The sequence below is a fragment of the Pseudomonas sp. QE6 genome, from assembly GCF_041379005.1.
GTDB lineage: Bacteria > Pseudomonadota > Gammaproteobacteria > Pseudomonadales > Pseudomonadaceae > Pseudomonas.
The window spans coordinates 5374038-5398910 of record NZ_CP166873.1 but is presented as its reverse complement, the minus strand read 5'-3'; the positions used below and the strand labels follow the sequence as shown (position 1 = coordinate 5398910).

The 24873-nt window shown below is 66.1% G+C and carries 21 protein-coding genes and 3 tRNA genes; 21 read left to right on the top strand and 3 right to left on the bottom strand.

What is annotated here, in order from left to right; all coding sequences use genetic code 11:
- Nucleotides 1-9 precede the first annotated feature (9 nt).
- The 12 genes from truA to ACAW63_RS24570 all read left to right on the top strand — a co-directional run bounded on the left by truA (nucleotide 10) and on the right by ACAW63_RS24570 (nucleotide 9489).
- Nucleotides 10-867: a tRNA pseudouridine(38-40) synthase TruA gene (truA, locus tag ACAW63_RS24625; RefSeq protein ID WP_371229852.1), complete on the top strand. Its 858-nt coding sequence runs from the start codon at nucleotides 10-12 to the stop codon at nucleotides 865-867.
- A gap of 57 nt (nucleotides 868-924) precedes the next feature.
- Complete coding sequence (locus tag ACAW63_RS24620; protein WP_371229849.1) at nucleotides 925-1548, top strand: phosphoribosylanthranilate isomerase; 624 nt, start codon at nucleotides 925-927, stop codon at nucleotides 1546-1548.
- A 246-nt stretch (nucleotides 1549-1794) separates the two neighbouring features.
- Nucleotides 1795-2670 carry an acetyl-CoA carboxylase, carboxyltransferase subunit beta gene (gene accD / locus ACAW63_RS24615; RefSeq protein ID WP_275610917.1) on the top strand — a complete coding sequence of 292 codons (876 nt, stop codon included), beginning with the start codon at nucleotides 1795-1797 and terminating at the stop codon, nucleotides 2668-2670.
- Nucleotides 2667-3947 carry a bifunctional tetrahydrofolate synthase/dihydrofolate synthase gene (gene folC, locus ACAW63_RS24610; protein ID WP_371229845.1) on the top strand — a complete coding sequence of 427 codons (1281 nt, stop codon included), beginning with the start codon at nucleotides 2667-2669 and terminating at the stop codon, nucleotides 3945-3947. The genes accD and folC overlap by 4 nt, the downstream gene beginning before the upstream one ends.
- Before the next feature lie 18 nt (nucleotides 3948-3965).
- Nucleotides 3966-4625 carry an SPOR domain-containing protein gene (locus ACAW63_RS24605; RefSeq protein ID WP_371229842.1) on the top strand — a complete coding sequence of 220 codons (660 nt, stop codon included), beginning with the start codon at nucleotides 3966-3968 and terminating at the stop codon, nucleotides 4623-4625.
- A gap of 104 nt (nucleotides 4626-4729) precedes the next feature.
- Nucleotides 4730-5272 carry a CvpA family protein gene (locus ACAW63_RS24600; protein WP_207884323.1) on the top strand — a complete coding sequence of 181 codons (543 nt, stop codon included), beginning with the start codon at nucleotides 4730-4732 and terminating at the stop codon, nucleotides 5270-5272.
- A gap of 105 nt (nucleotides 5273-5377) precedes the next feature.
- The gene (purF, locus tag ACAW63_RS24595) at nucleotides 5378-6883 is read left to right on the top strand and encodes an amidophosphoribosyltransferase (RefSeq protein ID WP_371229838.1); all 1506 of its coding nucleotides are present in this window, start codon (nucleotides 5378-5380) and stop codon (nucleotides 6881-6883) included.
- Between the two features lie 12 nt (nucleotides 6884-6895).
- On the top strand, nucleotides 6896-8107 hold the full coding sequence (locus ACAW63_RS24590; protein WP_275610921.1) for an O-succinylhomoserine sulfhydrylase: 1212 nt from the start codon (nucleotides 6896-6898) through the stop codon (nucleotides 8105-8107).
- A complete protein-coding gene (locus tag ACAW63_RS24585; protein ID WP_371229835.1) occupies nucleotides 8104-8871 on the top strand; it encodes an SDR family oxidoreductase in 768 nt (255 codons plus the stop codon). Before ACAW63_RS24590 ends, ACAW63_RS24585 begins: the two co-directional genes overlap by 4 nt.
- A 276-nt stretch (nucleotides 8872-9147) precedes the next feature.
- Nucleotides 9148-9223, top strand: a tRNA-Val gene (locus ACAW63_RS24580).
- A 16-nt stretch (nucleotides 9224-9239) separates the two neighbouring features.
- Nucleotides 9240-9316, top strand: a tRNA-Asp gene (locus tag ACAW63_RS24575).
- Nucleotides 9317-9412: 96 nt separating this feature from the next.
- Nucleotides 9413-9489: transfer RNA gene (locus tag ACAW63_RS24570), tRNA-Asp, on the top strand.
- Between the two features lie 252 nt (nucleotides 9490-9741).
- Here the strand turns inward: ACAW63_RS24570 and ACAW63_RS24565 are convergent.
- Both ACAW63_RS24565 and ACAW63_RS24560 read right to left on the bottom strand, forming a co-directional pair.
- Nucleotides 9742-10779, bottom strand: coding sequence for an AraC family transcriptional regulator (locus tag ACAW63_RS24565; protein WP_371229833.1), 1038 nt, complete (start codon nucleotides 10777-10779; stop codon nucleotides 9742-9744).
- The gene (locus ACAW63_RS24560) at nucleotides 10776-11894 is read right to left on the bottom strand and encodes a carbon-nitrogen hydrolase family protein (protein WP_371229830.1); all 1119 of its coding nucleotides are present in this window, start codon (nucleotides 11892-11894) and stop codon (nucleotides 10776-10778) included. The genes ACAW63_RS24565 and ACAW63_RS24560 overlap by 4 nt, the downstream gene beginning before the upstream one ends.
- A gap of 213 nt (nucleotides 11895-12107) precedes the next feature.
- On the opposite strand from ACAW63_RS24560, the gene ACAW63_RS24555 reads away from it, so the two are divergent.
- The 3 genes from ACAW63_RS24555 (at nucleotide 12108) to ACAW63_RS24545 (ending at nucleotide 16893) form a co-directional block, all read left to right on the top strand.
- Nucleotides 12108-14141: an FAD-dependent oxidoreductase gene (locus tag ACAW63_RS24555; protein ID WP_371229827.1), complete on the top strand. Its 2034-nt coding sequence runs from the start codon at nucleotides 12108-12110 to the stop codon at nucleotides 14139-14141.
- A gap of 262 nt (nucleotides 14142-14403) precedes the next feature.
- The gene (locus tag ACAW63_RS24550; RefSeq protein ID WP_371229824.1) at nucleotides 14404-15939 is read left to right on the top strand and encodes a chromosome partitioning protein ParA; all 1536 of its coding nucleotides are present in this window, start codon (nucleotides 14404-14406) and stop codon (nucleotides 15937-15939) included.
- A gap of 42 nt (nucleotides 15940-15981) precedes the next feature.
- On the top strand, nucleotides 15982-16893 hold the full coding sequence (locus tag ACAW63_RS24545; RefSeq protein WP_371234778.1) for a 1-aminocyclopropane-1-carboxylate deaminase/D-cysteine desulfhydrase: 912 nt from the start codon (nucleotides 15982-15984) through the stop codon (nucleotides 16891-16893).
- On the opposite strand, the gene ACAW63_RS24540 is transcribed toward ACAW63_RS24545, so the two are convergent.
- On the bottom strand, nucleotides 16881-17825 hold the full coding sequence (locus ACAW63_RS24540; RefSeq protein WP_371229821.1) for a DUF1853 family protein: 945 nt from the start codon (nucleotides 17823-17825) through the stop codon (nucleotides 16881-16883). The genes ACAW63_RS24545 and ACAW63_RS24540 overlap by 13 nt on opposite strands.
- Before the next feature lie 125 nt (nucleotides 17826-17950).
- Between ACAW63_RS24540 and ACAW63_RS24535 the strand changes: the two genes are divergently transcribed.
- From ACAW63_RS24535 to pepN, 6 genes are all read left to right on the top strand, one after another.
- Nucleotides 17951-18838: an NAD(+) kinase gene (locus tag ACAW63_RS24535; RefSeq protein ID WP_152224645.1), complete on the top strand. Its 888-nt coding sequence runs from the start codon at nucleotides 17951-17953 to the stop codon at nucleotides 18836-18838.
- Nucleotides 18838-19818, top strand: a complete 981-nt coding sequence (locus ACAW63_RS24530; protein WP_275610928.1) for a metallophosphoesterase — start codon at nucleotides 18838-18840, stop codon at nucleotides 19816-19818. Before ACAW63_RS24535 ends, ACAW63_RS24530 begins: the two co-directional genes overlap by 1 nt.
- Nucleotides 19815-20681: a rhomboid family intramembrane serine protease gene (locus ACAW63_RS24525; RefSeq protein WP_371229817.1), complete on the top strand. Its 867-nt coding sequence runs from the start codon at nucleotides 19815-19817 to the stop codon at nucleotides 20679-20681. Before ACAW63_RS24530 ends, ACAW63_RS24525 begins: the two co-directional genes overlap by 4 nt.
- A gap of 127 nt (nucleotides 20682-20808) precedes the next feature.
- Nucleotides 20809-21069: a YeaC family protein gene (locus tag ACAW63_RS24520; protein ID WP_275610930.1), complete on the top strand. Its 261-nt coding sequence runs from the start codon at nucleotides 20809-20811 to the stop codon at nucleotides 21067-21069.
- Nucleotides 21070-21082: 13 nt separating this feature from the next.
- Nucleotides 21083-21910 carry a DUF2797 domain-containing protein gene (locus ACAW63_RS24515; RefSeq protein WP_371229814.1) on the top strand — a complete coding sequence of 276 codons (828 nt, stop codon included), beginning with the start codon at nucleotides 21083-21085 and terminating at the stop codon, nucleotides 21908-21910.
- A 147-nt stretch (nucleotides 21911-22057) separates the two neighbouring features.
- Complete coding sequence (gene pepN / locus ACAW63_RS24510; protein WP_371229811.1) at nucleotides 22058-24715, top strand: aminopeptidase N; 2658 nt, start codon at nucleotides 22058-22060, stop codon at nucleotides 24713-24715.
- Nucleotides 24716-24873: the final 158 nt, after the last annotated feature.

Here is a 24873-nt window from a genome sequence, read left to right as displayed (position 1 = left end):
TCCAGATAGATGAGTGAAGCAATACCCCAAGCGGCAGCCGAAGTGGCTGCCGCTGGCGTTTCCAGGATTGCCCTGGGCGTCGAATACAAAGGTGCCCGTTATCGCGGCTGGCAACGCCAGGAAGACGGCGTGCCCTCCGTGCAGGCGGCGCTGGAAAAAGCCCTGTCGAAAGTGGCCGACGAGCAGGTCTCGGTCATCTGCGCCGGGCGCACCGATGCCGCCGTGCATGCCAGCGGACAGGTCGTGCATTTCGACACCGCTGTCGAGCGCCCGCTGAAGGCCTGGATCATGGGCGGCAATGCCAACCTGCCGGCCGACATCAGCGTGACCTGGGCGAAAGTGATGCCGGCGCATTTCCATGCGCGCTTCACCGCCATGGCGCGGCGCTACCGCTATGTGATCTACAACGACCCGATTCGCCCGGCGCACCAGTCCGAGGAAGTCACCTGGAACCATCGCCCGCTGGACGTTTCGCGCATGCGCGAAGCGGCCAGGGCGCTGGTCGGCACCCATGACTTCACCTCGTTCCGCGCCGTGCAGTGCCAGGCCAAGTCGCCGGTGAAAACCGTGCATCACCTGGAGGTGATCGAGCATGGCCGCTTCATCGTGCTGGATATTCGCGCCAACGCCTTCCTGCACCACATGGTGCGCAACTTCGCCGGCGTGCTGATGACCATCGGCGCCGGCGAGCGCCCGGTGGAGTGGGCGGGAGAGGTGCTGGCGGCGCGTGACCGCCGCGCCGGTGGCGTCACCGCGCATCCCTACGGGCTGTACCTGGTGCGCGTGGAGTACCCGGAAGAGTTCGAGCTGCCCGAGCGTTATCTGGGGCCACATTTCCTTTCAAGTTTGCCCGATATCCTTGGCTGACGATGCCGGGGGCATTTGCTAACATCGATCGATCACTTGCCTGAAGGTTGCTGCATCTTGTCCGCCGTTCGCATCAAAATCTGCGGTATTACCCAAGTCGAGGATGCCCTGGCCGCCGCCGAGGCGGGTGCCGACGCGATCGGACTGGTGTTCTACGCCAAGAGCCCGCGCGCGGTGAGCATCCAGCAGGCGCGGGCGATTGTCGCCGCGCTGCCGCCCTTCGTCAGCACGGTCGGCCTGTTTGTCGACGCCAGTCGTTGCGAGTTGGGGGAGATCCTCGATGCGGTGCCGCTGGACATCCTGCAATTCCATGGCGACGAGACGCCCGAAGCCTGCTCGGGCTGGCACAAACGCTATCTCAAGGCGCTGCGGGTCAAGCCGGGCGACGATGTAGCAGCACAGATCGCGAAATATCCACAGGCCAGTGGTTTCCTCCTCGATACCTATGTGGAAGGCGTGCCCGGCGGGACCGGTCAGGCATTCGATTGGTCGCTGGTGCCCAGGGATGTGAAACGCCCCCTGATCCTGGCCGGCGGCCTGACGCCGGAAAACGTGGCGGATGCCATCGCCCAGGTGCGTCCTTATGCGGTGGACGTCAGTGGTGGCGTCGAGGCCAGCAAGGGCATCAAGGACGGGCAGAAGATCCGCGACTTCATCGCCCAGTGCCGGTCGGTGGCGTGACGCGGAATCTTCATGTGACGACGAGCGGACTGCCGCCGTCCACTACCCAATCGCTGCCTGGCAGCGCTGGGAATCGTTGGTGTTCATCGCCGGCGACCCGCATCGAGTGGTGTATTCGTGGCGACGCCTCTGGCGGCGCCTGTGTTTGCGAGGGGTTCGGGTCCTTGAGGCCGGAACCGCGACGATGAATTTGCTCAGGGACACGCGCATGGTTTCAGGCCGTGACCCTGCACTGGAGACGAGAGCATGAGCAACTGGCTGGTAGACAAGCTGATCCCTTCCATCATGCGTTCCGAGGCGAAGAAGAGCTCGGTTCCGGAAGGCCTGTGGCACAAGTGCCCTTCCTGCGAAGCGGTGCTGTACCGCCCCGAGCTGGAAAAGACCCTGGACGTCTGCCCGAAGTGCGATCACCACATGCGCATCGGTGCCCGTGCCCGCCTGGACATCTTCCTCGATGAAGAGGGCCGCGAAGAGCTCGGTGCCGAGCTGGAGCCGGTGGACCGCCTGAAGTTTCGCGACAGCAAGAAGTACAAGGACCGCCTGACCGCCGCGCAGAAAGACACCGGCGAGAAGGACGCGCTGATCTCCATGAGCGGCAAGCTGATGGGCATGCCGGTAGTGGCCAGTGCCTTCGAGTTCTCCTTCATGGGCGGTTCGATGGGCTCCATCGTCGGCGAGCGCTTCGTGCGTGCCGCCAACTATGCGCTGGAGCATCGTTGCCCGATGATCTGCTTCTCCGCCTCGGGCGGTGCGCGCATGCAGGAAGCGCTGATCTCCCTGATGCAGATGGCCAAGACCTCCGCCGCACTGGCCCGCCTGCGTGAAGAAGGCATCCCGTTCATCTCCGTGCTGACCGATCCGGTTTACGGCGGCGTTTCCGCCAGTCTGGCGATGCTCGGCGACGTGATCGTCGGTGAGCCGCGCGCCCTGATCGGCTTCGCCGGCCCGCGCGTGATCGAGCAGACCGTGCGCGAGAAGCTGCCCGAAGGCTTCCAGCGCAGCGAGTTCCTGCTGGAGCACGGCGCCATCGACATGATCGTGCACCGTTCCGAAATGCGCGAGCGGCTGGCCAAGCTGCTCGCCAAGTTCACCCACACTCCAAGTACCGCGCTCGCAGGATGACCCAACGTACCCTTGCCGACTGGCTCAGCTATCTCGAACAACTCCACCCCACCGCGATCGACATGGGGCTGGACCGCTCCCGTGAGGTGGCTGGCCGGCTCGGGCTGGGGCGTCCCGCGCCCCGCGTGGTGACCGTCACCGGCACCAACGGCAAGGGTTCCACCTGCGCCTTCCTCGCCGCCCTGCTCGGCGAGCAGGGCCTGCGCGTCGGCGTGTACAGCTCGCCGCACCTGCTGCGTTACAACGAGCGTGTGCTCATCGAGGGCGTCGAAGCCAGCGATGAGGCACTCTGCGAAGCCTTCGCCGCCGTCGAGGCGGCCCGTGGCGAAATCTCCCTGACCTACTTCGAAATGGGCACCCTCGCGGCCTTCTGGCTGTTCGAGCGCGCGGGCCTCGATGCCGTGGTGCTGGAAGTCGGCCTGGGCGGCCGTCTGGATGCGGTGAACCTGATCGACTCCGACGTCGCCGTGGTTACCAGCATAGGTATCGATCACGCCGACTGGCTGGGCGATACCCGCGAAAGCGTGGCGTTCGAGAAGGCCGGTATCTTCCGTGCCGGCAAGCCCGCCGTGTGCGGTGACCTGGAGCCGCCAGCGCCGTTGCTGGATCAAGCGCGCAGCCTGGGTTCTCCGTTGCTGCTGCGTGGTCGTGATTTCGACCTGGCGCTGGGCGAGGGCGACTGGCACTGGCGCGGTCGCAATGCCGCCGGGGAAGCCCTGACCCTGCATAACCTGCCGCCACTCGATCTGCCGACGGAGAACGCGGCACTGGCCTTGCAGGTCTACGCCCTGCTGGACCTGCCGTGGCAGCCCGAGCAACTGGCCGCCGCCCTGCAGCGCACCCGGGTCACCGGGCGCCTGGATCGTCGCAGCGTGCAATGGCGCGGTGAAGAGCGCCATCTGCTGCTGGATGTGGGGCACAATCCGCATGCCGCGCAGTACCTGGCCGGCCGCCTGCGCTCTGCGCCGCCCAAGGGTGTGCGCCGCGCCGTTTTCGGCTTGCTGGCGGACAAGGATCTGGACGGCGTACTGGAACCCGTGCTCGGCTTGGTGCAGGATTGGGCCGTCGCGCCGCTGCCCACCGGTCGCAGTCGGCCGGCGGAAGAGCTGGAAGCTGCGCTGCGCGCCCGTGGCGCGAGCGTCAGTCGTCACGCGGACATCGCCGCGGCGCTTGAAGCGCAGTGCAATGCGGCTTCGGCGGACGACGAGATTCTGGTGTTCGGTTCGTTCTACAGCGTGGCGGATGCCCTGGAGTGGCTCGTCAGGGCTGCTCGATAAGGAAAAGGGGAGTGATCCATGGCCTTGCTCGATAAGGGGCTCAAGCAGAGGGTTGTCGGCGCGCTGGTGTTGTTGGCGCTGGCCATCATCTTCCTGCCGATGCTGTTTACCCGCGAGGACGAGATGCGTCAGGTCGTGGTCGAGGCGCCGGTAATGCCCAAGCCACCGGCGATGCCGAGCGTCGAGGTGCAGCCCACCGAGGTGCCGGAGCCGCAGGCGGAAGAGGCTGACGCCGCTGCACAGCCGGAAGTCGCTCCTGCGCCAACCACTCCCGCGCCGTCTGCGCCGATCGCCAGCCTTCCCGCGCAGCCGGTACCCGCTGCGCCGGCGCCCAAACCTGCCGCTCCCGCACCGCAGCCGCAGCAGGCCCAGGCCAGCGCCGCGCCCAAGGCATCGGCCCCGGCTCCCGCTCCTGCCCAGCGCCTGGATGCCAGCAATCTGCCGGTCAGCTGGTCGGTGCAACTGGCCAGCCTGTCCAACCGCGCCCGCGCCGACGAACTGCAGAAGCAGCTGCGCAGCCAGGGCTACAACGCCTATGTGCGCAGCTTCGACGGCATGAACCGGGTGTTCGTCGGTCCGGTGGTCGAGCGCGCCGAGGCGGACCGCCTGCGCGACCAGTTGGGCAAGCAGCAGAAGCTCAATGGCTTCGTGGTGCGCTTCCAGCCTGAGCGTGGCTGAGCCGGGTCGTTAGCTTCACTCAATCAGCCCCATGTCAAACTGGGGCTCTGCTAAATCGAAGGCCTCTGCTAAAATGCGGGGCCTTTCCGTTTCTGGGCCGCAACGTGGCATTTACCTGGGTCGATTGGACGATGATCGGCATCATCGTCATTTCCAGCCTGATCAGCTTGAGCCGAGGCTTCGTCAAGGAAGCCCTGTCGCTGGTCACCTGGATCGTGGCCGGTGCGGTCGCCTGGATGTTCGGCGGCGCGCTGGCCGAGCATCTCGCACCCTACATCCAGCTGCCCTCCGGGCGTGTCATTGCCGCCTGCGCCATTCTTTTCGTCGTCACGCTGCTGCTGGGCGCACTCGTCAATTTCCTCATCAGCGAGCTGGTGCGGGTGACCGGCATGTCCGGCACCGACCGTGTGCTCGGCATGGTCTTCGGCGGTGCCCGTGGCGTGCTGCTGGTGGTTCTGCTGGTCGGGCTGCTGAGCCTGGCGCCGGTGCAACAGGACCCGTGGTGGCAGCAATCGGTGCTGCTGCCGCATTTCCTGATCGTCGCCGACTGGTCGAAGAACACCATTCTGACTTTTGCCGGGCACTGGATGTCCGGCGTTACCATCGCTCCGCCGTCCGGAGCGGGTACTTTGCTGCCGGCCCAGTGAGGGGCGGGTGGAGGCGACGGGAAGCCGTCGCCGTAACGGCAGGTCCGGTGGATACTGCCGAGTAACGGATTGTTTTAGCCTGAAACCAACTAGGGGTTGCGTCGCATGTGTGGCATCGTCGGTATCGTGGGCAAGTCGAACGTCAATCAGGCGCTCTATGACGCGCTCACCGTTCTCCAGCATCGTGGCCAGGACGCTGCGGGGATCGTCACCTGTCAGGATGACCGCCTGTACCTGCGCAAGGACAACGGCCTGGTCCGTGACGTCTTCCAGCAGCGCCACATGCAGCGCCTGGTCGGCAAGATCGGCATCGGCCACGTGCGCTACCCCACCGCGGGCAGCTCCAGCTCCGCCGAGGCGCAGCCGTTCTACGTGAACTCGCCCTACGGCATCACCCTGGCGCACAACGGCAACCTGACCAACGTCGAGCAGCTGGCCAAGGAAATCTACGAATCCGACCTGCGCCACGTGAACACCAACTCCGACTCGGAAGTGCTGCTCAACGTGTTCGCCCATGAGCTGGCGGTGCGCAACAAGCTGCAGCCCACCGAGGAAGACGTCTTCGCCGCCGTGGCCGGCGTGCACGCCCGCTGCGTCGGCGGTTATGCCGTGGTGGCGATGATCACCGGCTACGGCATCGTCGGCTTCCGCGACCCGCATGCGATCCGCCCGATCGTCTTCGGCCAGCGCCACACCGAGAACGGCGTGGAATACATGATCGCCTCGGAAAGCGTGGCCCTGGACGTTCTCGGCTTCACCCTGATCCGCGACCTGGCGCCGGGCGAAGCGGTATACATCACCGAAGACGGCAAGCTGTTCACCCGCCAGTGCGCGGCCAACCCGCAGTACGCGCCGTGCATCTTCGAGCACGTGTACCTGGCGCGTCCGGACTCCATCATGGACGGCATCTCGGTCTACAAGGCGCGCCTGCGCATGGGCGAGAAGCTGGCCGACAAGATCCTCCGCGAGCGCCCGGACCACGACATCGACGTGGTCATCCCGATCCCGGACACCAGCCGCACCGCTGCGCTGGAACTGGCCAACCGCCTGGGCGTGAAGTTCCGCGAAGGCTTCGTGAAGAACCGCTACATCGGCCGTACCTTCATCATGCCCGGCCAGGCCGCGCGCAAGAAGTCGGTGCGCCAGAAGCTCAACGCCATCGAGCTGGAATTCCGCGGCAAGAACGTGATGCTGGTGGACGACTCCATCGTCCGCGGCACCACCTGCAAGCAGATCATCCAGATGGCCCGCGAGGCCGGCGCGAAGAACGTCTACTTCTGCTCCGCCGCCCCGGCGGTGCGCTATCCCAACGTCTACGGCATCGACATGCCAAGCGCCCACGAGCTGATCGCCCACAACCGCAGCACCGAAGAGGTCTGCGAGCTGATCGGCGCCGACTGGTTGGTCTATCAGGACCTGCAGGACCTGATCGAATCCACCGAGGGCGGCAAGATCAAGATCGAACACTTCGACTGCGCCGTGTTCAACGGTGAATACGTCACCGGCGACGTCGACGAAGCCTATCTGGACAAGATCGACCAGGCGCGCAACGACGCCACCAAGAGCAAGGGTGCCGCGGTCAGCGCCATCATCGATCTCTATAACGACTAAGGAGAGCAGGGCATGGCTCAGGAATGGGAAGCCGGCCGGCTGGACAGCGACCTGGAGGGTGTCGGCTTCGACACCCTCGCGGTGCGCGCCGGCCAGCGCCGCACCCCGGAGGCGGAACACGGCGAAGGCCTGTTCACCACCTCCAGCTACGTGTTCCGCAGCGCCGCCGATGCGGCCGCGCGTTTTGCCGGTGAAGTGCCGGGCAACGTCTATTCGCGCTACACCAATCCCACGGTGCGCACCTTCGAGGAGCGCATCGCCGCGCTGGAAGGCGCCGAGCAGGCGGTGGCCACCTCCACCGGCATGTCGGCGATCCTTTCCCTGGTGATGAGCCTGTGCAGCGCCGGTGACCACGTGCTGGTCTCGCGCAGCGTATTCGGTTCGACCATCAGCCTGTTCGAGAAGTACTTCAAGCGCTTCGGCATCGAAGTGGACTACCCGCCGCTGAGCGATCTTGCGGCCTGGGAAGCGGCCTGCAAGCCGAACACCAAGCTGTTCTTCGTCGAATCGCCGTCCAACCCGCTGGCCGAGCTGGTGGACATCGCCGCCCTGGCCGATATCGCCCACGCCAAGGGCGCGCTGCTGGCGGTGGACAACTGCTTCTGCACCCCGGCGCTGCAGCAGCCGCTTAAGCTGGGCGCGGACGTGGTGATCCACTCGGCAACCAAGTACATCGACGGCCAGGGTCGCACCATGGGCGGCGTGGTCGCCGGTCGCCGCGCGCAGATGGAGCCCGTCGTCGGCTTCCTGCGTACCGCCGGCCCGACCCTGAGCCCGTTCAACGCCTGGATCTTCATCAAGGGCCTGGAAACCCTGCGCGTGCGCATGCAGGCCCACAGCGCCTCGGCCCAGCAGGTGGCCGAGTGGCTGGAGCAGCAGCCGGGCGTGGAGCGCGTGTACTACGCGGGTCTGCCCAGCCATCCGCAGCACGAACTGGCCAAGCGTCAGCAGAAGGGCTTCGGTGCGGTGGTGAGCTTCGAGGTGAAGGGCGACAAGGCCGCGGCCTGGCGCTGCATCGATGCCACCCGGATGATCTCCATCACCACCAACCTGGGTGACACCAAGACCACCATCGCCCACCCGGCCACCACTTCCCACGGTCGCCTGTCGCCGCAGGAGCGCGAGAACGCCGGTATCCGTGACAACCTGATCCGCGTTGCCGTGGGCCTGGAAGATGTCGCCGACATCACGGCCGACCTGGCGCGGGGCCTGGCTGCCCTGTGAGCACGACGGAACTCTTCGGCAATGGCCGCGTCGCCCTGGTAACGGGTGCGGCGCGTGGCATCGGCCTGGGCGTCAGTGCCTGGCTGATCGCCGAAGGCTGGCAAGTGGTGCTGGCGGACATCGACCGCGAGCGCGGCCCGAAAGTGGCCCAGGCACTGGGTGAGCGGGCCGGTTTCGTGGCGCTGGACGTGGCCAACGAGGCGCAGGTGGCGGCGGCGGTCGCCGAGGTGATCGGCCAGTACGGCCGTTTCGATGCGCTGGTGAGCAACGCCGCCATCGCCCGGCCGCACAACACGCCCCTGGAAGGCCTGGGCCTGAACGAGTGGAACCGCGCCCTGGCGGTGAATCTCACCGGCCCGATGCTACTGGCCAAGCACTGTGCGCCGTACCTGCGCGCGCACAACGGCAGCATCGTCAACATCGCCTCGACCCGGGCGCACCAGTCCGAGCCGAATTGCGAAGCCTATGCGGCTAGCAAGGGCGGTCTGCTGTCGCTGACCCACGCCCTGGCCAGCAGCCTGGGGCCGGAGATTCGCGTCAACGCGATTTCTCCGGGCTGGATCGATGCCCGCGACCTGCGCGTACGCGAGGCGGAGCCGTTGACCGAGCTGGACCATGACCAGCACCTGGTCGGCCGGGTCGGCACGGTGGAAGACGTTGCGGCGGCGGTTTCCTGGCTGGTCGGCGAGGGGGCCGGATTCGTCACCGGGCAGGAACTGGTGATCGATGGCGGCATGACGTGCAAGATGATCTACCTCGACTGAGTGTCGTGCGTGGAAGAGGAGGGCGGCCCGAGGGTCGCCCTTTTTTCTTTTGCGGCGTGGGTGGACGGTTTGGGCGTTGGGCTGTTCGCGGGCAAGCTTGCTCCTACAGAAGAGCGCAGGTGCCACACCTGTAGGAGCGAGCTTGCTCGCGAACCCCGGTCTGCACCGAGGTCGTAGCAGTGCGCCGAACTTTTTTCGCGGAAAATGAAAAAAAGTTCAATCAGGGCATTGACTTAGGAATCGCCGGCTGTAGAATGCGCCCCACTTCGAGACGAAGGGTGATTAGCTCAGCTGGGAGAGCATCTGCCTTACAAGCAGAGGGTCGGCGGTTCGATCCCGTCATCACCCACCACTCTCGCAAGTTACGCGCAGCGGTAGTTCAGTCGGTTAGAATACCGGCCTGTCACGCCGGGGGTCGCGGGTTCGAGTCCCGTCCGCTGCGCCATTTCCCCCTCCTTGGTTCCTACCCCGAACCAGCTTGTCGAGTGAATCACTCCAGGCGCAAGGAGGTTGCTGTACCGGACGCAAGTCCAACCGACACGCAGCGGTAGTTCAGTCGGTTAGAATACCGGCCTGTCACGCCGGGGGTCGCGGGTTCGAGTCCCGTCCGCTGCGCCATATTCGAAAGCCCTCAGGTAGCAATACCTGAGGGCTTTTTCGTTGCGCGCGGAAACATCCTCGCCATCGCTCTGTAAGAAACTGTCACGGCCTGGTCACCTTTGGCGTCTAGCTTTTTCCCCATGGTCTTTGCTAAAACCGGATCGAACGGTCAGGAGAAAGCCAATGGACGACTATCAGGAAGAACTGCTGGAACTGCGCGCTCTGGAACAGGATCTGCCGGAGCCGGCCGACGACGCCACGGAGATGTGATCAGGCGCTGTGGCGCTGGGCGCGGCGGAATTCCCCCGGCGTCTGCCCGCTCCAGCGCTTGAACGCGCGCTGGAAGGCCTCGGCCGAGGCGAAGCCGAGCAGGTAGGCGATTTCGCCAAAGGCGAGGTCGGTGTCGCGGATGTAGATCATCGCCAGGTCGCGACGGGTGTCGTTGAGGATGCTGCGAAACTGCGTGCCTTCCTCAGCCAGCTTGCGGCGCAGCGTCCAGGTCGGCAGCTTCAGGCGTGCGGCGACTTCCTCCAGGTCCGGCTCGCGACCATTGAGCATCGGCCCCAGCAACTGCGCCACACGCTCGCGCAGGCTGCGTGTGCGGGTCATCTGCTCCAGTTCCTTCTCGCAGATCTCCAGCAATTGCCGCCAGGTGCTCGGGCAGTGGTCCGGGTTGCTGCGCGCCAGGGCTGACTGGTCCAGGCGTAGTTGGTTGTGCTCCGCGCCGAACTCCACCGGGCAGCCGAACATCTCCTCGAAGCGCGACGCCCAGGCGGGCGCCGGATACTCGATCTCGACCTTCTCCGGGCGCAACGGCTGCGAGCCGATGCTGCCGAGCATGCTCACCCAGCCGGCCAGCACCGAATCCACCACGAAGCGGTTGTAGGCGTTGTACGGGCTGATGGAGTAGAAGCGCAACCAGGCGCCGCTGGCGTCCTCGATGAAGCTGCTCTGGCCGCGATAGTTGTGCGCGTACAACGTCTCGAAGCGGATCAGTGCGCGAGCGGCGGCGCGGACGTTGGGCGCCTGCGCTGCGGTGACGCCGGCCAGGCCGCTCTGGCTCGGGCGGCTCAACTGGCCCATGCGCAAGCCCAGGGCGGGGTCTCCGCTCTGCTGGATGGCGGCATGGCCCAGGCGCATGTAGCGGGGGATCGACAGGCGCGCGCCGGGCTCGCCGAGGCGTGCGTTGTCGAGTCCGTATTGTTCCAGCAGCGGTTGTGGCGCGACGCCGCTTTCCGCCAGTGCGTCGGCGAGACTGTGGACGAATCCCACGGACAAATCGCCGAGACGCATGGTCGGACGGCTCATAGCCAGAGGTTGATCAGGCGGGCGCCGGGGCCATCGGGAGCCAGGGTGTGGCTGCCGCCGCTGACCACCAGGCTCCGGCCGTCGCTACCCAGGTCCCAGAGGTGACCACGCAGGAACACGGTGATGCCGGCACGGGCCCCGCTTTCGCCGATGCGACCGGCCAGGGCCAGGCGCTCCCAGGCTTCGCCTTCGCTCAGCTCGCCGGGCTTGAGCGTTACGTCGGAGGGCGTGGCAGCGCCGTTGTAGCCCTCCCAGGGCTTGCTCCAGTTGCCATTGCCGGTGAGGAAGGCCGGCACCGCGATGAAGTCCGGCTTGTTCGCCGCCAGCGCGGCGTAGCCCGCCGGGTACCAGCTGTCGGCGCAGATCAGTACGCCCAGGCGCCCGGCGGGTGTCTGCAGGACTTGCAGATCGTCGGCGTCGCTGCCGCGGATGAAGCGTTTCTCTTCGTCGATGGGGAACAGCTTGCGCTGCGGCTTGCCCAGCGGCAGGCCATCGCTGCCGAAGACCTGGCTGACGTTGTAGAGACGGCCATTGCCGGTGCGGATCTGCCCTTCGACGATCCGTGGGTTGGGCAGGACGATGGAGCCGGCGACTATGGTGACGCCGAACTCCCGGGCCAGGCCGCCGAACAGCGTCTGGTAGTCGTGGGCCATGTCCACCGCCTTCATGCGGAACAGGGCGTCGGCCATGCGGTCCTCGCTCTTGGCGCCGAGCCAGCCACGCGCCACTTTCAGCGGGTTGCTGGCGACCATCCACTCCATGGCTTCGGCCAGGTGCTCGGTCTGGTAGACCTCGGGCTTCTCGCCGGCGGCCACCAGCCAGGTGCCGATGTGCTCGGGGAAGACCACCACGGTGCGTGGGTTGATCAGACCCTCGTCGCGAGCCTTGGCCAGATAGGCGTGGAATTTCAGGCGCAGGCGCTCGACGCTCTGGTAGTCCTGGGTGAAGAGTTCCGGCTGCACGCCCAACAGGTTGCCGCGTTCGGAGGGGTCGCCCTGGTTGAGCGCGACCTGGCTGCGCAGGTCGGAGAGGTAGTGGCCCACCGGGCGACGCTCCGACCAACCGGCATAGCCGGCGAACAGGATCACCAGGATAAGGAAGATCAGCTTGCGCATCAGGAGCCTGTATTCAGTAGGTGCACCACAGGGTAGGGGTTAGGCTGATCGTTGCCAAGTCGTCGTGTCATCTTCGATCAGTAAGTTGTTACTTTTGATCATTGAGCGGGGCAGGGTGGCTCCTTAGAGTCTGCCCCATACCGACCGCACCCCGTGCCGCCCGTTCCACGAGCGAGCCGAGGGGGCGGCGCCACCGTGACTGCTGGAGGACGTATGACCGCCCCTTATCCGCACCTGCTCGCCCCCCTGGACCTCGGCTTCACCACGCTGCGCAATCGCACCCTGATGGGCTCCATGCATACCGGTCTGGAAGAGAAGCCCCAGGGGTTCGAGCGCATGGCGGCCTACTTCGCCGAGCGCGCCCGTGGCGGGGTCGGCCTGATGGTCACCGGCGGCATCGGTCCGAACGAGGAAGGCGGCGTGTATTCCGGCGCGGCCAAGCTGAGCACCTCGGAAGAAGCGGAGAAGCACAAGATCGTCACCCAGGCGGTGCATGAGGCGGGCGGCAAGATCTGCATGCAGATCCTCCACGCCGGCCGCTACGCCTACAGTCCCAAATCCGTTGCGCCCAGCGCCATCCAGGCGCCGATCAACCCGTTCAAGCCGCGCGAGCTGGATGAAGAGGGTATCGAGAAGCAGATCGCCGACTTCGTCAATTGCTCCAGCCTGGCCCAGGTGGCCGGCTATGACGGCGTCGAAATCATGGGTTCGGAAGGCTACTTCATCAACCAGTTCCTGGTCGCCCACACCAACCAGCGAACCGACCGCTGGGGCGGCAGCTACGAGAACCGCATGCGCCTGCCGGTCGAGATCGTCCGCCGCGTGCGCGAGGCCGTAGGCCCGAACTTCATTATCATCTATCGCCTGTCGATGCTCGACCTGGTGGAAGGCGGCAGCACCTGGGATGAAATCGTCCTGCTGGCCAAGGCCATCGAGAAGGCCGGCGCCACTCTCATCAACACCGGTATCGGCTGGCACGAAGCACGCATCCCGACCATCGCCACCAAGGTGCCGCGCGCGGCCTTCACCAAGGTTACCGCCAAGCTGCGTGGCGAGATCGGCATCCCGCTGATCACCACCAACCGCATCAACACTCCGGAAGTCGCCGAACAGGTGCTGGCCGAGGGGGACGCCGACATGGTCTCCATGGCCCGTCCGTTCCTCGCCGACCCGGACTTCGTCAACAAGGCCGCCGAAGGCCGCTCCGACGAGATCAATACCTGCATCGGCTGCAACCAGGCCTGCCTGGACCATACCTTCGGCGGCAAGCTGACCAGTTGTCTGGTGAACCCGCGCGCCTGCCACGAGACCGAGCTGAACTACATCCCGACCACCCACGTGAAGAAGATCGCCGTGGTCGGCGCCGGCCCGGCCGGCCTGTCCGCCGCTACCGTCGCCGCCGAGCGCGGCCACGAGGTGACCCTGTTCGACGCCGCCGGCGAGATCGGTGGCCAGTTCAACGTCGCCAAGCGCGTGCCGGGCAAGGAAGAGTTCTACGAGACCCTGCGCTACTTCAAGCGCAAGGTGGAAACCACCGGCGTGGAGCTGCGCCTGAACACCCGCGTCAGCGTCGACGACCTGGCCAGGGGCGGCTTCGACGAGATCATCCTCGCCACCGGCATCACCCCGCGCACCCCGGCCATTCCGGGCATCGAGAACGCCAAGGTGATTAGCTACCTGGACGCCATCCTCGAGCGCAAGCCGGTGGGTAAGCGTGTGGCGGTGATCGGCGCCGGCGGCATCGGCTTCGACGTCTCCGAATACATCACCCATGCCGGCGAATCCACCAGCCTCGATCGCCGCGCCTTCTGGGAGGAATGGGGCATCGACGAGAAGCTGGAGGCCCGTGGCGGCATTGCTGGCGTCAAGCCGCACCCGCATGCGGCGGCGCGCCAGGTGTTCCTGCTGCAGCGCAAGAAGTCCAAGGTCGGCGACGGCCTGGGCAAGACCACCGGCTGGATTCACCGCGCCGGGCTGAAGAACAAGCAGGTGCAGATGCTCAACAGCGTCGAGTACCTGAAGGTCGACGACGACGGCCTGCACATCAGCGTGGCCGGCGGCGAGCCGCAGGTGCTGCCGGTGGATACCGTGGTCGTCTGCGCCGGCCAGGAGCCGCTGCGCGAGCTGCATGACGGCCTGGTCGCCGCCGGGCAGCGCGTGCACCTGATCGGTGGCGCCGACGTGGCCGCCGAACTGGACGCCAAGCGCGCCATCAATCAGGGTTCGCGCCTCGCCGCCGAGCTCTGAACCTCAAGTCCGCTTACAGCAGGCCCCGGAAAGCTCCTCCGGGGCCTGTGTTTTTTGCGGAATGACAAACTGCATCACAGATTCATCTCGCCGCTCACCTGCTTGACCTGACCGGCAGGTCGGGTGCCAACCCAGTCACATTGCCTGCGTCATTATTTCCCCTAGACTGGTCCGGATGTCAGGGCATTCCTGCCATCAGGGTGCCACTTTGCTACGGCATCATTTCCCGGACTTCCTCCCGCACAGGCCCAGAGGTCAATCGATGAGCATGCAGAAGAAGCCTCAGATGGTGGAAGCCGTGGTCTTCTTCAATGACCATGGCGTTTGCAAGGAAATGCTCTACCCCGAATTCGAGGCGCTGCTCGACAATGTCGTGCAGATGCCTGACCTCGCCGAGCAGCAGGTACGCCTGGCCTATGTGCTGATCAACCCGCGCCTGCTGGTCAAGACGGCAGTCTTCTTCTATCTGGACTTCGACGAGAAGGGCGAGGCCGATCGCGGCTGGAACCTGCCCCTGCGCAACCTGGCGGAGCGCGCCGGTCGTGGCCCGGACCTGGGTGCAGGCCCCATCCGTCTGGCCTGCCGCAGCCAGTGCCCGGTGTCCTGGCACCAGATGCACCTGTGGGACCCCGTTCTTGAGGGGGACAACAATCACCTGGCGCAGCTGCGTGCTGCGGCGAAGCGCAACAACCTGGGCGTGCTGGCCGAAGAGGAGCCGGCGGCCGTCGAGCCGCAGCGCCTGCAGATGGCGGCCGAGCACCAGTGGTATGCCCCTTCCGAGGAGGAGTCCCGGGAAACCGCCGAGAAGCTCGCGCGGGAGATGCTCCAGGAGCACCAGCAGAAGACCGCCGAACTGCTCGACCAGCATGAAACCCGCCTGTCGCAGATCAGCGAGCAGCATGAGCAGGAGCTCAATCGCCTCAAGCTCAGTGCGCAGGAACAGGTCAAGGTGCTGGAGGCCGAGGTTTCGGCGCTGCGCGAAGGGCTCAAGCGCGAAGAAGACATCAACGCCGGCCTGCGCCGCGAACTGGACGGGCAGCTCAGCGGGTTCCAGCGTGGCCGCGAGGAGCTGACTGCGCAGTTGCGACAGATCGAGCAGAGCGGCCGTGACGAGATGGATCAGCTTCGTCTGCAGATCGAGGAAGAGGCCAGGGCCCGTATCGCCATGCTGGAAGCTCAATACCAGCAGCAGGTTTCCGTCCGCGATGCGGAACTGGGCTATCGCAACGAACTGGATCAGCAGTTGCAGCAGGAGAATCAGCGGCTTCAGCAGGAAAGCCAGACGCTGCGTCTGGAGACTGAGAAGCAGCGACAGGAGCTCGAACAACTGCGTCGGGACATCGAACAGCTACGCCAGGAGAGTCTGCAATTACGCGAGCAGGCCGGACAGGCCGAGCAGTTGCAGCAGAGCGTCGAGGCCCTGCGCCAGGAACTGGCTGTGCAGTCGACCAGGGTGGCGGACGGTTCGATGCTGGAACGCCTGGCGAGCCAGGGTGTGGTTTTCGTGGTCTACCACCCGGGTGCCGGTCATCTGACCCTTTCGCTTGGCGATATCGCCCGCTATCAGGAAAACCCGATGGCGTTCGCCGCCGCCAAGTGCTTCGTCTCCGAGGACCAGTACCGCCAGTGGCTGGCGCATTACCAGCAGCCGACCTGCGAGGGGCGGCTGTCCAACGGTGACCGCTGTGCCCTGCCGATCGACCGCGTGGAGACACCCGGCCGCTTCATCGAAGGCGACAGCAACTGCTGCGCGCGCCACAAGACCGCTGGCCGCCTGCGCAGCGTGACCACGGCTTAAGCGGACGCTTTGCAGTACCCGGACTGGCGCCCCGTCGCACCGCTGCAACCCGTTCACCTGGACTGGCTGGAACGCGCGGGTGTCGAGCTGGCGCTGTTGCGTCTGGACCAGGTCGACGCCCTCATCTGCGGCAACAAGTGGTTCAAGCTTGCGCCCTATCTGAAGCAGGCCGCCGATCTCGGTCTCGATGGCCTGATGAGCCTGGGTGGAGCCCATTCCAATCACCTTCACGCCCTGGCCGCAGCCGGCGCCCGTTTCGGTTTCCGCACCGTCGGACTGCTGCGCGGCGAAGAGCAGGACAACCCCACGGTCGCCGACCTGCGCCAGCTCGGCATGCAACTGCACTGGCTGGGTTATGGCGGCTATCGCCGGCGCCATCAGCCGGACTTCTGGATGCCCTGGCGCGAGCGCTATCCCGGCTTGCTGCCGGTGGGCGAGGGCGGCGGCGGTCTGCCCGGTGCGCAGGGCTGTGCGCCATTGGTGGCGCAGATTCGCAAGCAACTGGCGGGCATTGGCTGGGGCGACTATCAGCAGTTGTGGGTCGCCTGCGGCACCGGCACTACCCTGGCCGGCCTGGTGCTGGGCGAGAGCGGCGCGCACCCGCTGGTGGGGGCGTTGGCGGTACCGCCGGGGCATGGCGTCGAGGAACAGGTGCCCGTGCTATTGGCGGAGGCGGGAGTCGAGGCGTGCGGCTACCGGCTGATCGACGCCAGCCGGGGCGGCTTTGCGCGGATCGACCCGGCGCTGGCGCGTTTCATCCTGGACAGCGAAGTCGAATGCGGCGTGCCGCTGGAGCCGCTGTACACCGGCAAGCTGCTGCTGGCGCTGCACGATGAGGTCGCCGCCGGGCGGGTCGCGCGTGGTAGCCGCATAGTTGCCGTGCATACGGGTGGCCTGCAGGGGCGGCGGGCCATGCAGGAACGCCTCCTGGCGCTGGCCGCTCAGCGCGAATAACCGCTATGTACCCGCGGCCAGCGGTTGCCTACCAGGAACAGCCGTTCCTGTTCGCGCCAGCGGCCGCCCTGGAACGCCAGGCGGACCAGCAGTTGCGGGAAGCCGTCCGCCGGCAGTTCCGCCAGCCAGTCGTCGAACTGCGCGGCGCTCCAGCGCTCATCGGCGTCGTATGCCGCCGGTGCCAGCCAGTGTTTTCGCGACAGCACCTGCCAGCCCTCGGGGTGTAATGCCTGATAGCGCGGCCATTCCTGGCGGTGCAGCCAGCGGCCGTGCAGATGATGCTCGCTGGCGCCCGCGGGCGGCGGGCAGCGCGCCGGCCAGGGGTAGAACAGGTAGCCGCCGAGCCAGAGCCCGGCCGAGGGCGTGGCGTCGCTGAACTCGCGAACCACGCACATGCCCTCGAGTGTGGCCGAGAGCGGCAGCTGGTGCTGGTAGAGGTGTTCGATCTTGCGCAGCAGGTGGTCTTCCGCGCCGGGGCCGAGCCAGGCGTTGGGTCCATCCTCGCTGGGGCCGAGGTAGAGCTTGATGGCCAGTTCCAGGTGATGCAGGCCGTCGTCGTCCTCCAGCAGCAGGTCCAGTTCACCCAGGGTGTGGCCGTTGTCGCGCACCGGCAGGTTGGCGGCCAGCAGGCGCAGATCAGGCGCCTGCTCCAGGGCGTATTGCCAGAGGCGTTCGTAGTAACGGCCGAGGCGCTGGTGAGGCGTGCTCTGCAACTGCTCCAGCAGGTGCGCGGGCGAGTGCTCCTGCGCCCGCAGCCAGTCGGCCAGCCGCTCTGGTTCGGCCAGCCAGCGGCTGGCCGCCAGTGGGTGGCGCAGGGCAGGGCTGCCCGGATTGAGCAGCGGAGGGGAAAGCAGCGTCCAGGCCAGGTCGCGGACCTGCGGCTGGCGCAGCTCGATCAGGAGTTCATCCAGCAGGGGGGTAAGAGCGCTCATTCCTCTAGCCTAGCCGCTCGAGCAGCGCTGCGGTTTGCCGCTGCTTCGGCGTTTCGCCCATAATTCCTGCATATCCGTATTGCTGTATTCCCATATCCCCGCACCGCAACGCCGCCCGGAGTCCCATGGAACCCTTTCGCAACATCGGCATCATCGGCCGCCTGGGCAGCACCCAGGTCCTGGAAACCATCCGTCGGCTGAAGCGCTTCCTCATCGAACGCCACCTGCACGTGATCCTCGAAGACACCATCTCCGAGGTGCTGCCCGGCCACGGCCTGCAGACCTGTTCACGGAAGATCATGGGCGAAATCTGCGACCTGGTGATAGTGGTCGGCGGCGACGGCAGCATGCTCGGCGCGGCGCGCGCCCTGGCGCGGCACAAGGTGCCGGTGCTGGGGATCAACCGTGGCAGCCTGGGCTTCCTCACCGACATCCGCCCGGACGAGCTGGAAACCAAGGTCGCCGAAGTGCTCGGCGGCCAGTACATCGTCGAGAGCCGCTTCCTGCTCGACGCCCAGGTGCGCCGCCATGGCGAGTCCATCGGCCAGGGCGATGCGCTGAACGACGTGGTGCTGCACCCCGGCAAGTCCACGCGGATGATCGAGTTCGAGCTGCACATCGACGGCCAGTTCGTCTGCAGCCAGAAGGCCGACGGCCTGATCGTCGCCACCCCGACCGGCTCCACCGCCTACGCGCTGTCCGCCGGCGGGCCGATCATGCACCCCAAGCTCGACGCCATCGTCGTCGTGCCGATGTATCCGCACACCCTGTCGGGGCGGCCCATCGTGGTCGACGGCAACAGCGAGCTGAAGATCGTCGTCTCGCCGAACATGCAGATCTACCCGCAGGTGTCCTGTGACGGCCAGAACCACTTCACCTGCGCACCCGGCGACACCGTCACGGTGAGCAAGAAGCCGCAGAAGCTGCGCCTGATCCACCCGATCGACCATAACTACTACGAGGTCTGCCGGACCAAGCTGGGCTGGGGCAGTCGCCTCGGGAGCAGCGAGTGATGGAACTCGACCCCTCACGCGGCTACGACCTGATCGGCGACATCCACGGCTGCGCCAATACCCTGGATTACCTGCTGGAGCGCATGGGCTACCGGCTGCAGGGGGGCGTCTGGCGGCATGCCCGGCGACAGGCGCTGTTCCTGGGCGACATCATCGACCGTGGGCCGCGCATCCGCGAGGCGCTGCACCGGGTGCACGACATGGTCGCCGCGGGCGAGGCGCTGTGCATCATGGGCAACCACGAGTTCAACGCCCTTGGCTGGTCGACCCCGGCGGCGCCCGGCAGCGGCCGGCAGTACGTGCGCGAGCACACGCCGCGCCACGCCCGGCTGATCAAGGAAACGCTGGACCAGTTCGAAGGCCATCCGGCGGACTGGCGGGATTTCCTCGGCTGGTTCCAGAGCATGCCGCTGTTCCTCGACGCCGGACGCTTCCGCATGGTCCACGCCTGCTGGGACCACGATGTGATCGACGCGCTGCGCCAGCAGTTCCACGACGGCCGCATCGACGAGGCCTTCCTCAAGGCCACCGCCGAGCCGGGCAGCTTCGCCCAGCAGGCCTGCGACCGCCTGTTGCGCGGCACCGACATGCGCCTGCCCAATGGCCTGACCCTGACCGGCAGCGACGGCTTCACCCGTTCGTTCTTCCGTACCAAGTTCTGGGAGGAGGACCGTGCGCCGGAAACCTACGGCGACATCGTCTTCCAGCCCGACGCGCTGCCCGACGAAGTGGCCAGCGAGCGCCTGAGCGATGAGCAGAAGTCCCGCCTTCTGACCTACGGCGCCGACGAGCCGCTGCTGTTCGTCGGCCACTACTGGCGGCGCGGCACGCCCGCGCCGATCCGGCCCAACCTGGCCTGCCTGGACTACAGCGCGGTGATGTACGGCAAGCTCGCGGCCTATCGGCTGGACGACGAGACCCGGCTGGAGCGCAGCAAGTTCGTGTGGGTGGACGTGAAGCGTCCGGAGGGCGATGCGTGAGCGTGGTTGAAGCGATACGGCTGCCGGCGGCGGTCGACCTGGGCGAGTTCGTCAACCTGCTGCGGCGGCTGAACGTCCCCTTCCGGGTCAGCGAGGAATCGGGCGAGCAGGTGCTCTGGGTGCCCAATGCCCAGTTGGCCGAGCAGGTGCGCACGCTGTACGAGCGTTATCCCCAGGGCGACCCGCAGTTCAGCGTGCAGGCCGAGCGCCGGCGTGGCGGGCCCGGGTTCCTGGAGCAACTGAAGCTGAGCTGGATGACCGCCGCGGTGCTGCTGGTGACCTGCATCGTCGCCGCCGTGACCCTGCTCGGCACCTACCCGGAGACCCTGCGCTGGCTGACCTTCCAGGATTTCCGCCTGGTCGGCGAGGACCGCGTGATGTTCCTGCCGCTCACCGACACCCTGGCGGCGGGGCAGTGGTGGCGGCTGTGGACGCCGATGCTGATCCACTTCGGCTGGCTGCATCTGGCGATGAACGGCATGTGGTACTGGGAGCTGGGGCGGCGCATCGAGTACCGCCAGGGCGCCGGGATGCTGCTGGGCCTGAGCCTGGGCTTCGGCCTGGTCTCCAACGTCGTGCAGTACGGCGTCAGCGGGCCGAGCCTGTTCGGCGGCCTCTCCGGCGTGCTCTACGGCCTGCTCGGCCACTGCTGGATCTTCCAGCGCATGGCGCCGACCCCGGCCTACCAGTTGCCCAAGGGCGTGGTGGCGATGATGCTGATCTGGCTGCTGGTGTGCCTGTCCGGGGTGATCGACCTGCTTGGTTTCGGCTCCATCGCCAACGGCGCGCACGTCGGCGGGTTGGTGGCGGGCTGCCTGAGCGGCCTGATCGGCGGATTGCTGGCGCGCCGCGCGGGACATTGAAACTGCCGTAAAAGCTGCCTCCTCGCCGGAGCGGAATCAATCACCTACCGCCTGACCTCTGTTCGTGCGCCAACGCTTCCGGCCCGGTAGAATGCCGGCTTCGTTTTTCTCCAGCAGGAGCCGGCCCATGTCGTCCTTCGCCGAAATGATCCAGAACATCACCCCCGAGCTTTACGAGAGCCTCAAGCTCGCCGTGGAAATCGGCAAATGGCCCGATGGCCGCAAGCTGTCCCAGGAGCAGAAGGAGCTGTCGCTGCAGGCCGTGATCGCCTGGGAGATGAAGAACTTGCCCGAAGACCAGCGCACCGGCTACATGGGCCCGCAGGAGTGCGAGTCCCACGCCGAGCCGATCCCGAACATCCTGTTCTCGACCAATACCCTGCATTGATGGCCGCTTTCTGATGGTAGAGCTTGGACGCGGCGCCCTGGACAAGATGTCGGCGCGCCTGGAAAGCCCCGTGCAGTACGCCTTCCGCCTCGGCGAGGCGGAGGTCCCGGTAAACCCGCTGGTCGGCAAGACCCTGCGCCTGGAGTACCTGGGCGAAATCTTCTGCTGCCATTGCGGGCGCAAGACCAGGAAGAGTTTCAGCCAGGGTTACTGCTACCCCTGCTTCACCAAGCTGGCGCAGTGCGACAGCTGCATCATGAGCCCGGAGAAGTGCCACTACGACGACGGTTCGTGCCGCGAGCCGGAGTGGGGCGAGCGCTTCTGCATGACCGACCACGTGGTGTACCTGGCCAACTCCTCGGGTGTGAAGGTGGGCATCACCCGCGCCAGCCAGGTGCCGACCCGCTGGATCGACCAGGGCGCGCGCCAGGCGTTGCCGATCATGCGCGTGGCCACCCGCCAGCAGTCCGGCTTCGTCGAGGACCTGCTGCGCAGCCAGGTCACCGACCGCACCAACTGGCGCGCGCTGCTCAAGGGCGAGGCCGAGCCGCTGGACCTGGTTGCCATCCGCGAGCAACTGTTCGACACCTGTGCCGAGGGCATCGTTGCGCTGCAGCAGCGCTTCGGCCTGCAGGCGATCCAACCGGTGATCGACCTGGACCCCATCGAGATCCAGTACCCGGTGGAAGCCTACCCGGCCAAGATCACCAGCTTCGACCTGGAGAAGACGCCGGTGGTGGAGGGGACCCTGCAAGGTATCAAGGGCCAGTACCTGATCTTCGATACCGGCGTGATCAATGTACGCAAGTTCACCGCGTACCAGCTTTCCGTCAGCGCCTGATAACCTGAATTGAATTTCCGGCCCGGGGCCGCATCTAGGGATAGATGCGGTCCCGACTCGCCTGCTTCGCTCTGGCTCGCTAGAGTCAGTACCCAGATTCCTCCGGCCGGCCCATCGGGCCTGCCGCCTGCCAAGGGGCCAAAAGCCATGCGTACCGAGCAACCGAAAGTCATCTACCTCAAGGATTATCAGGCGCCCGAGTACCTGATCGACGAGACCAACCTGACCTTCGAGCTGTACGAGGACCACACCCTGGTCCACGCCCAGCTGGTAATGCGCCGCAACCCGGAGCGTGGCGACGGCCTGCCGCCGCTGGTGCTCGACGGCCAGCAGCTGGAGCTGCTGTCGGTGGCGCTGGATGACCAGACCCTCGAAACCGGCCAGTACCAGCTCGACGAGAACCACCTGACCCTGCAGCCGACGGCGAAGACCTTCACCGTCGACAGCACCGTGCGCATCCATCCGGAAAGCAACACCGCGCTGGAAGGCCTGTACAAGTCCGGCAAGATGTTCTGCACCCAGTGCGAGGCCGAAGGCTTCCGCAAGATCACCTACTACCTCGACCGTCCGGACGTGATGAGCAGCTTCACCACCACGCTGTCGGCCGAGCAGCACAAGTATCCGGTGCTCCTGTCCAACGGCAACCCGGTGGCCAGCGGTTCGGAAGAGGGCGGCCGCCACTGGGCGACCTGGCAGGACCCGTTCAAGAAGCCGGCCTACCTGTTCGCCCTGGTCGCCGGTGATCTCTGGTGCGTGGAAGACCAGTTCACCACCATGAGCGAGCGCGACGTGACGCTGCGCATCTACGTTGAACCGGAGAACATCGACAAGGTCCAGCACGCCATGGACAGCCTGAAGAACTCGATGCGCTGGGACGAGAAGGTCTACGGCCGCGAGTACGACCTGGACATCTTCATGATCGTCGCGGTCAACGACTTCAACATGGGCGCCATGGAGAACAAGGGCCTCAACATCTTCAACTCCAGCTGCGTGCTGGCCAAGGCCGAGACCGCCACCGACGCCGCGCACCAGCGCGTCGAGGGCGTGGTCGCCCACGAGTACTTCCACAACTGGTCGGGCAACCGCGTGACCTGCCGCGACTGGTTCCAGCTGTCGCTCAAGGAAGGCTTCACCGTGTTCCGCGACAGCGAGTTCTCCGCCGACATGAACTCGCGCACCGTCAAGCGCGTCGAGGACGTGGCTTTCCTGCGCACCAATCAGTTCGCCGAGGACGCCGGTCCCATGGCGCACCCGGTGCGCCCGGATTCCTTCATCGAGATCTCCAACTTCTACACCCTGACCGTCTACGAGAAGGGCTCGGAAGTGGTGCGCATGATCCACACCCTGCTGGGCGCCGACGGCTTCCGCAAGGGCACCGACCTGTACTTCGAGCGCCATGACGGCCAGGCCGTGACCTGCGATGACTTCGTCAAGGCCATGGAAGACGCCAACGGCGTGGACCTGACCCAGTTCAAGCGCTGGTACAGCCAGTCCGGCACGCCGCGCCTGGCGGTGGAGGAGAGCTATGACGCCGCAGCGCAGAGCTACACCCTGACCTTCCGCCAGAGCTGCCCGGCGACCCCGGGGCAGAGCGAGAAGCAGCCCTTTGTCATTCCGGTGCAGATGGGCCTGATCGACAAGCTGGGCAACGCCCTGTCGCTGCGCCTCAAGGGCGAAGAGCACGCCCATGGCAGCGACCGTGTGCTGACCGTGGACCAGGCCGAGCAGTCCTTCACCTTCGTCGGCCTGGCCGAGAAGCCGCTGCCGTCGCTGCTGCGTGGTTTCTCCGCGCCGGTGAAGCTGAGCTTCCCCTACAATCGCGACCAACTGATGTTCCTCATGCAACACGACGAGGACGGCTTCAATCGCTGGGAAGCCGGCCAGCAGCAGTCCGTGCAGATCCTGCAGGAGCTGATCGGCCAGCACCAGCGCGGCGAGAAGCTTGTCCTGGATGAGCGCCTGATCACCGCCTTCCGCACCCTGCTGCTGGATACCGGCCTCGATCAGGCCATGGTCGCCGAGATGCTCTCGCTGCCCAGCGAGGCGTACCTCACCGAGATCAGCGAAGTGGCCGATGTCGAGGCGATCCATGCGGCTCGCGAGTTCGCCCGCCAGCAGATCGGCGCCGCACTGCACGAGCAACTGTGGGAGCGCTACCAGGCCAACCGCAAGCAGTCCCGCGAGACCGCCTACGTGGCCGAGGCGACCCATATCGCCCGCCGCAGTCTGCAGAACATCGCGCTGTCCTACCTCATGCAGAGCGGCAAGGCCGAAGTGCTCGCCGCCTGCCAGGAGCAGTACAAGGATTGTGACAACATGACCGAGCGCCTGACCGCGCTCGCGGTGCTGGTCAACTCCTCCTTCGAGAATGAGAAGGCCGAGGCGCTGGCGATGTTCGCCGACTACTTCCAGGACGACCCACTGGTGATGGACCAGTGGTTCAGCGTCCAGGCCGGCTGCACCCTGCCGGGTGGCCTGGAACGCGTGCAGGCGCTGATGAATCATTCAGCCTTCACCCTGAAGAACCCGAACAAGATCCGCGCGCTGATCGGCGCCTTCGCCAACCAGAACGCGGTGAACTTCCACCGTGCGGACGGCGCGGGGTACCGTTTCCTCGCCGACCAGATCATCACCCTCAATGCGCTCAACCCGCAGATCGCCTCGCGCCTGCTCACCCCGCTGACCCGCTGGCGCAAGTACGCGCCCCAGCGCCAGGCGCTGATGAAGGCCGAGCTGGAACGCATCCTGGCGTCCGGCGAGCTGTCCAGCGACGTCTTCGAGGTGGTCAGCAAGAGTCTCGCCTGATCCTCCCTCAGGCGCTCCGTCCGGGGCGCCTCCCCTCTCGCTGAAGGTGTTACCAGCATTGACTGGTAACACCTTTTTGTTACTTATCGAAATTAAACGATGGTCGCCTTATCGCTGGGGTGAATTGACGCCAGGGTGCCGCCCTGTCTGCGCCGGGC

What these genes read in the sequence shown, in the direction of transcription:
- ACAW63_RS24555 (WP_371229827.1), top strand. Translation starts at nt 12,108, where the DNA reads ATGACCGCCCCTTATCCGCACCTGCTCGCCCCCCTGGACCTCGGCTTC.
- ACAW63_RS24540 (WP_371229821.1), bottom strand. Translation starts at nt 17,825, where the DNA reads ATGAGCGCTCTTACCCCCCTGCTGGATGAACTCCTGATCGAGCTGCGC.
- ACAW63_RS24590 (WP_275610921.1), top strand. Translation starts at nt 6,896, where the DNA reads ATGGCTCAGGAATGGGAAGCCGGCCGGCTGGACAGCGACCTGGAGGGT.
- pepN (WP_371229811.1), top strand. Translation starts at nt 22,058, where the DNA reads ATGCGTACCGAGCAACCGAAAGTCATCTACCTCAAGGATTATCAGGCG.
- ACAW63_RS24520 (WP_275610930.1), top strand. Translation starts at nt 20,809, where the DNA reads ATGTCGTCCTTCGCCGAAATGATCCAGAACATCACCCCCGAGCTTTAC.
- ACAW63_RS24530 (WP_275610928.1), top strand. Translation starts at nt 18,838, where the DNA reads ATGGAACTCGACCCCTCACGCGGCTACGACCTGATCGGCGACATCCAC.
- ACAW63_RS24560 (WP_371229830.1), bottom strand. Translation starts at nt 11,894, where the DNA reads ATGCGCAAGCTGATCTTCCTTATCCTGGTGATCCTGTTCGCCGGCTAT.
- purF (WP_371229838.1), top strand. Translation starts at nt 5,378, where the DNA reads ATGTGTGGCATCGTCGGTATCGTGGGCAAGTCGAACGTCAATCAGGCG.
- accD (WP_275610917.1), top strand. Translation starts at nt 1,795, where the DNA reads ATGAGCAACTGGCTGGTAGACAAGCTGATCCCTTCCATCATGCGTTCC.
- ACAW63_RS24535 (WP_152224645.1), top strand. Translation starts at nt 17,951, where the DNA reads ATGGAACCCTTTCGCAACATCGGCATCATCGGCCGCCTGGGCAGCACC.
- ACAW63_RS24565 (WP_371229833.1), bottom strand. Translation starts at nt 10,779, where the DNA reads ATGAGCCGTCCGACCATGCGTCTCGGCGATTTGTCCGTGGGATTCGTC.
- ACAW63_RS24550 (WP_371229824.1), top strand. Translation starts at nt 14,404, where the DNA reads ATGAGCATGCAGAAGAAGCCTCAGATGGTGGAAGCCGTGGTCTTCTTC.
- folC (WP_371229845.1), top strand. Translation starts at nt 2,667, where the DNA reads ATGACCCAACGTACCCTTGCCGACTGGCTCAGCTATCTCGAACAACTC.
- ACAW63_RS24515 (WP_371229814.1), top strand. Translation starts at nt 21,083, where the DNA reads ATGGTAGAGCTTGGACGCGGCGCCCTGGACAAGATGTCGGCGCGCCTG.
- truA (WP_371229852.1), top strand. Translation starts at nt 10, where the DNA reads ATGAGTGAAGCAATACCCCAAGCGGCAGCCGAAGTGGCTGCCGCTGGC.
- ACAW63_RS24605 (WP_371229842.1), top strand. Translation starts at nt 3,966, where the DNA reads ATGGCCTTGCTCGATAAGGGGCTCAAGCAGAGGGTTGTCGGCGCGCTG.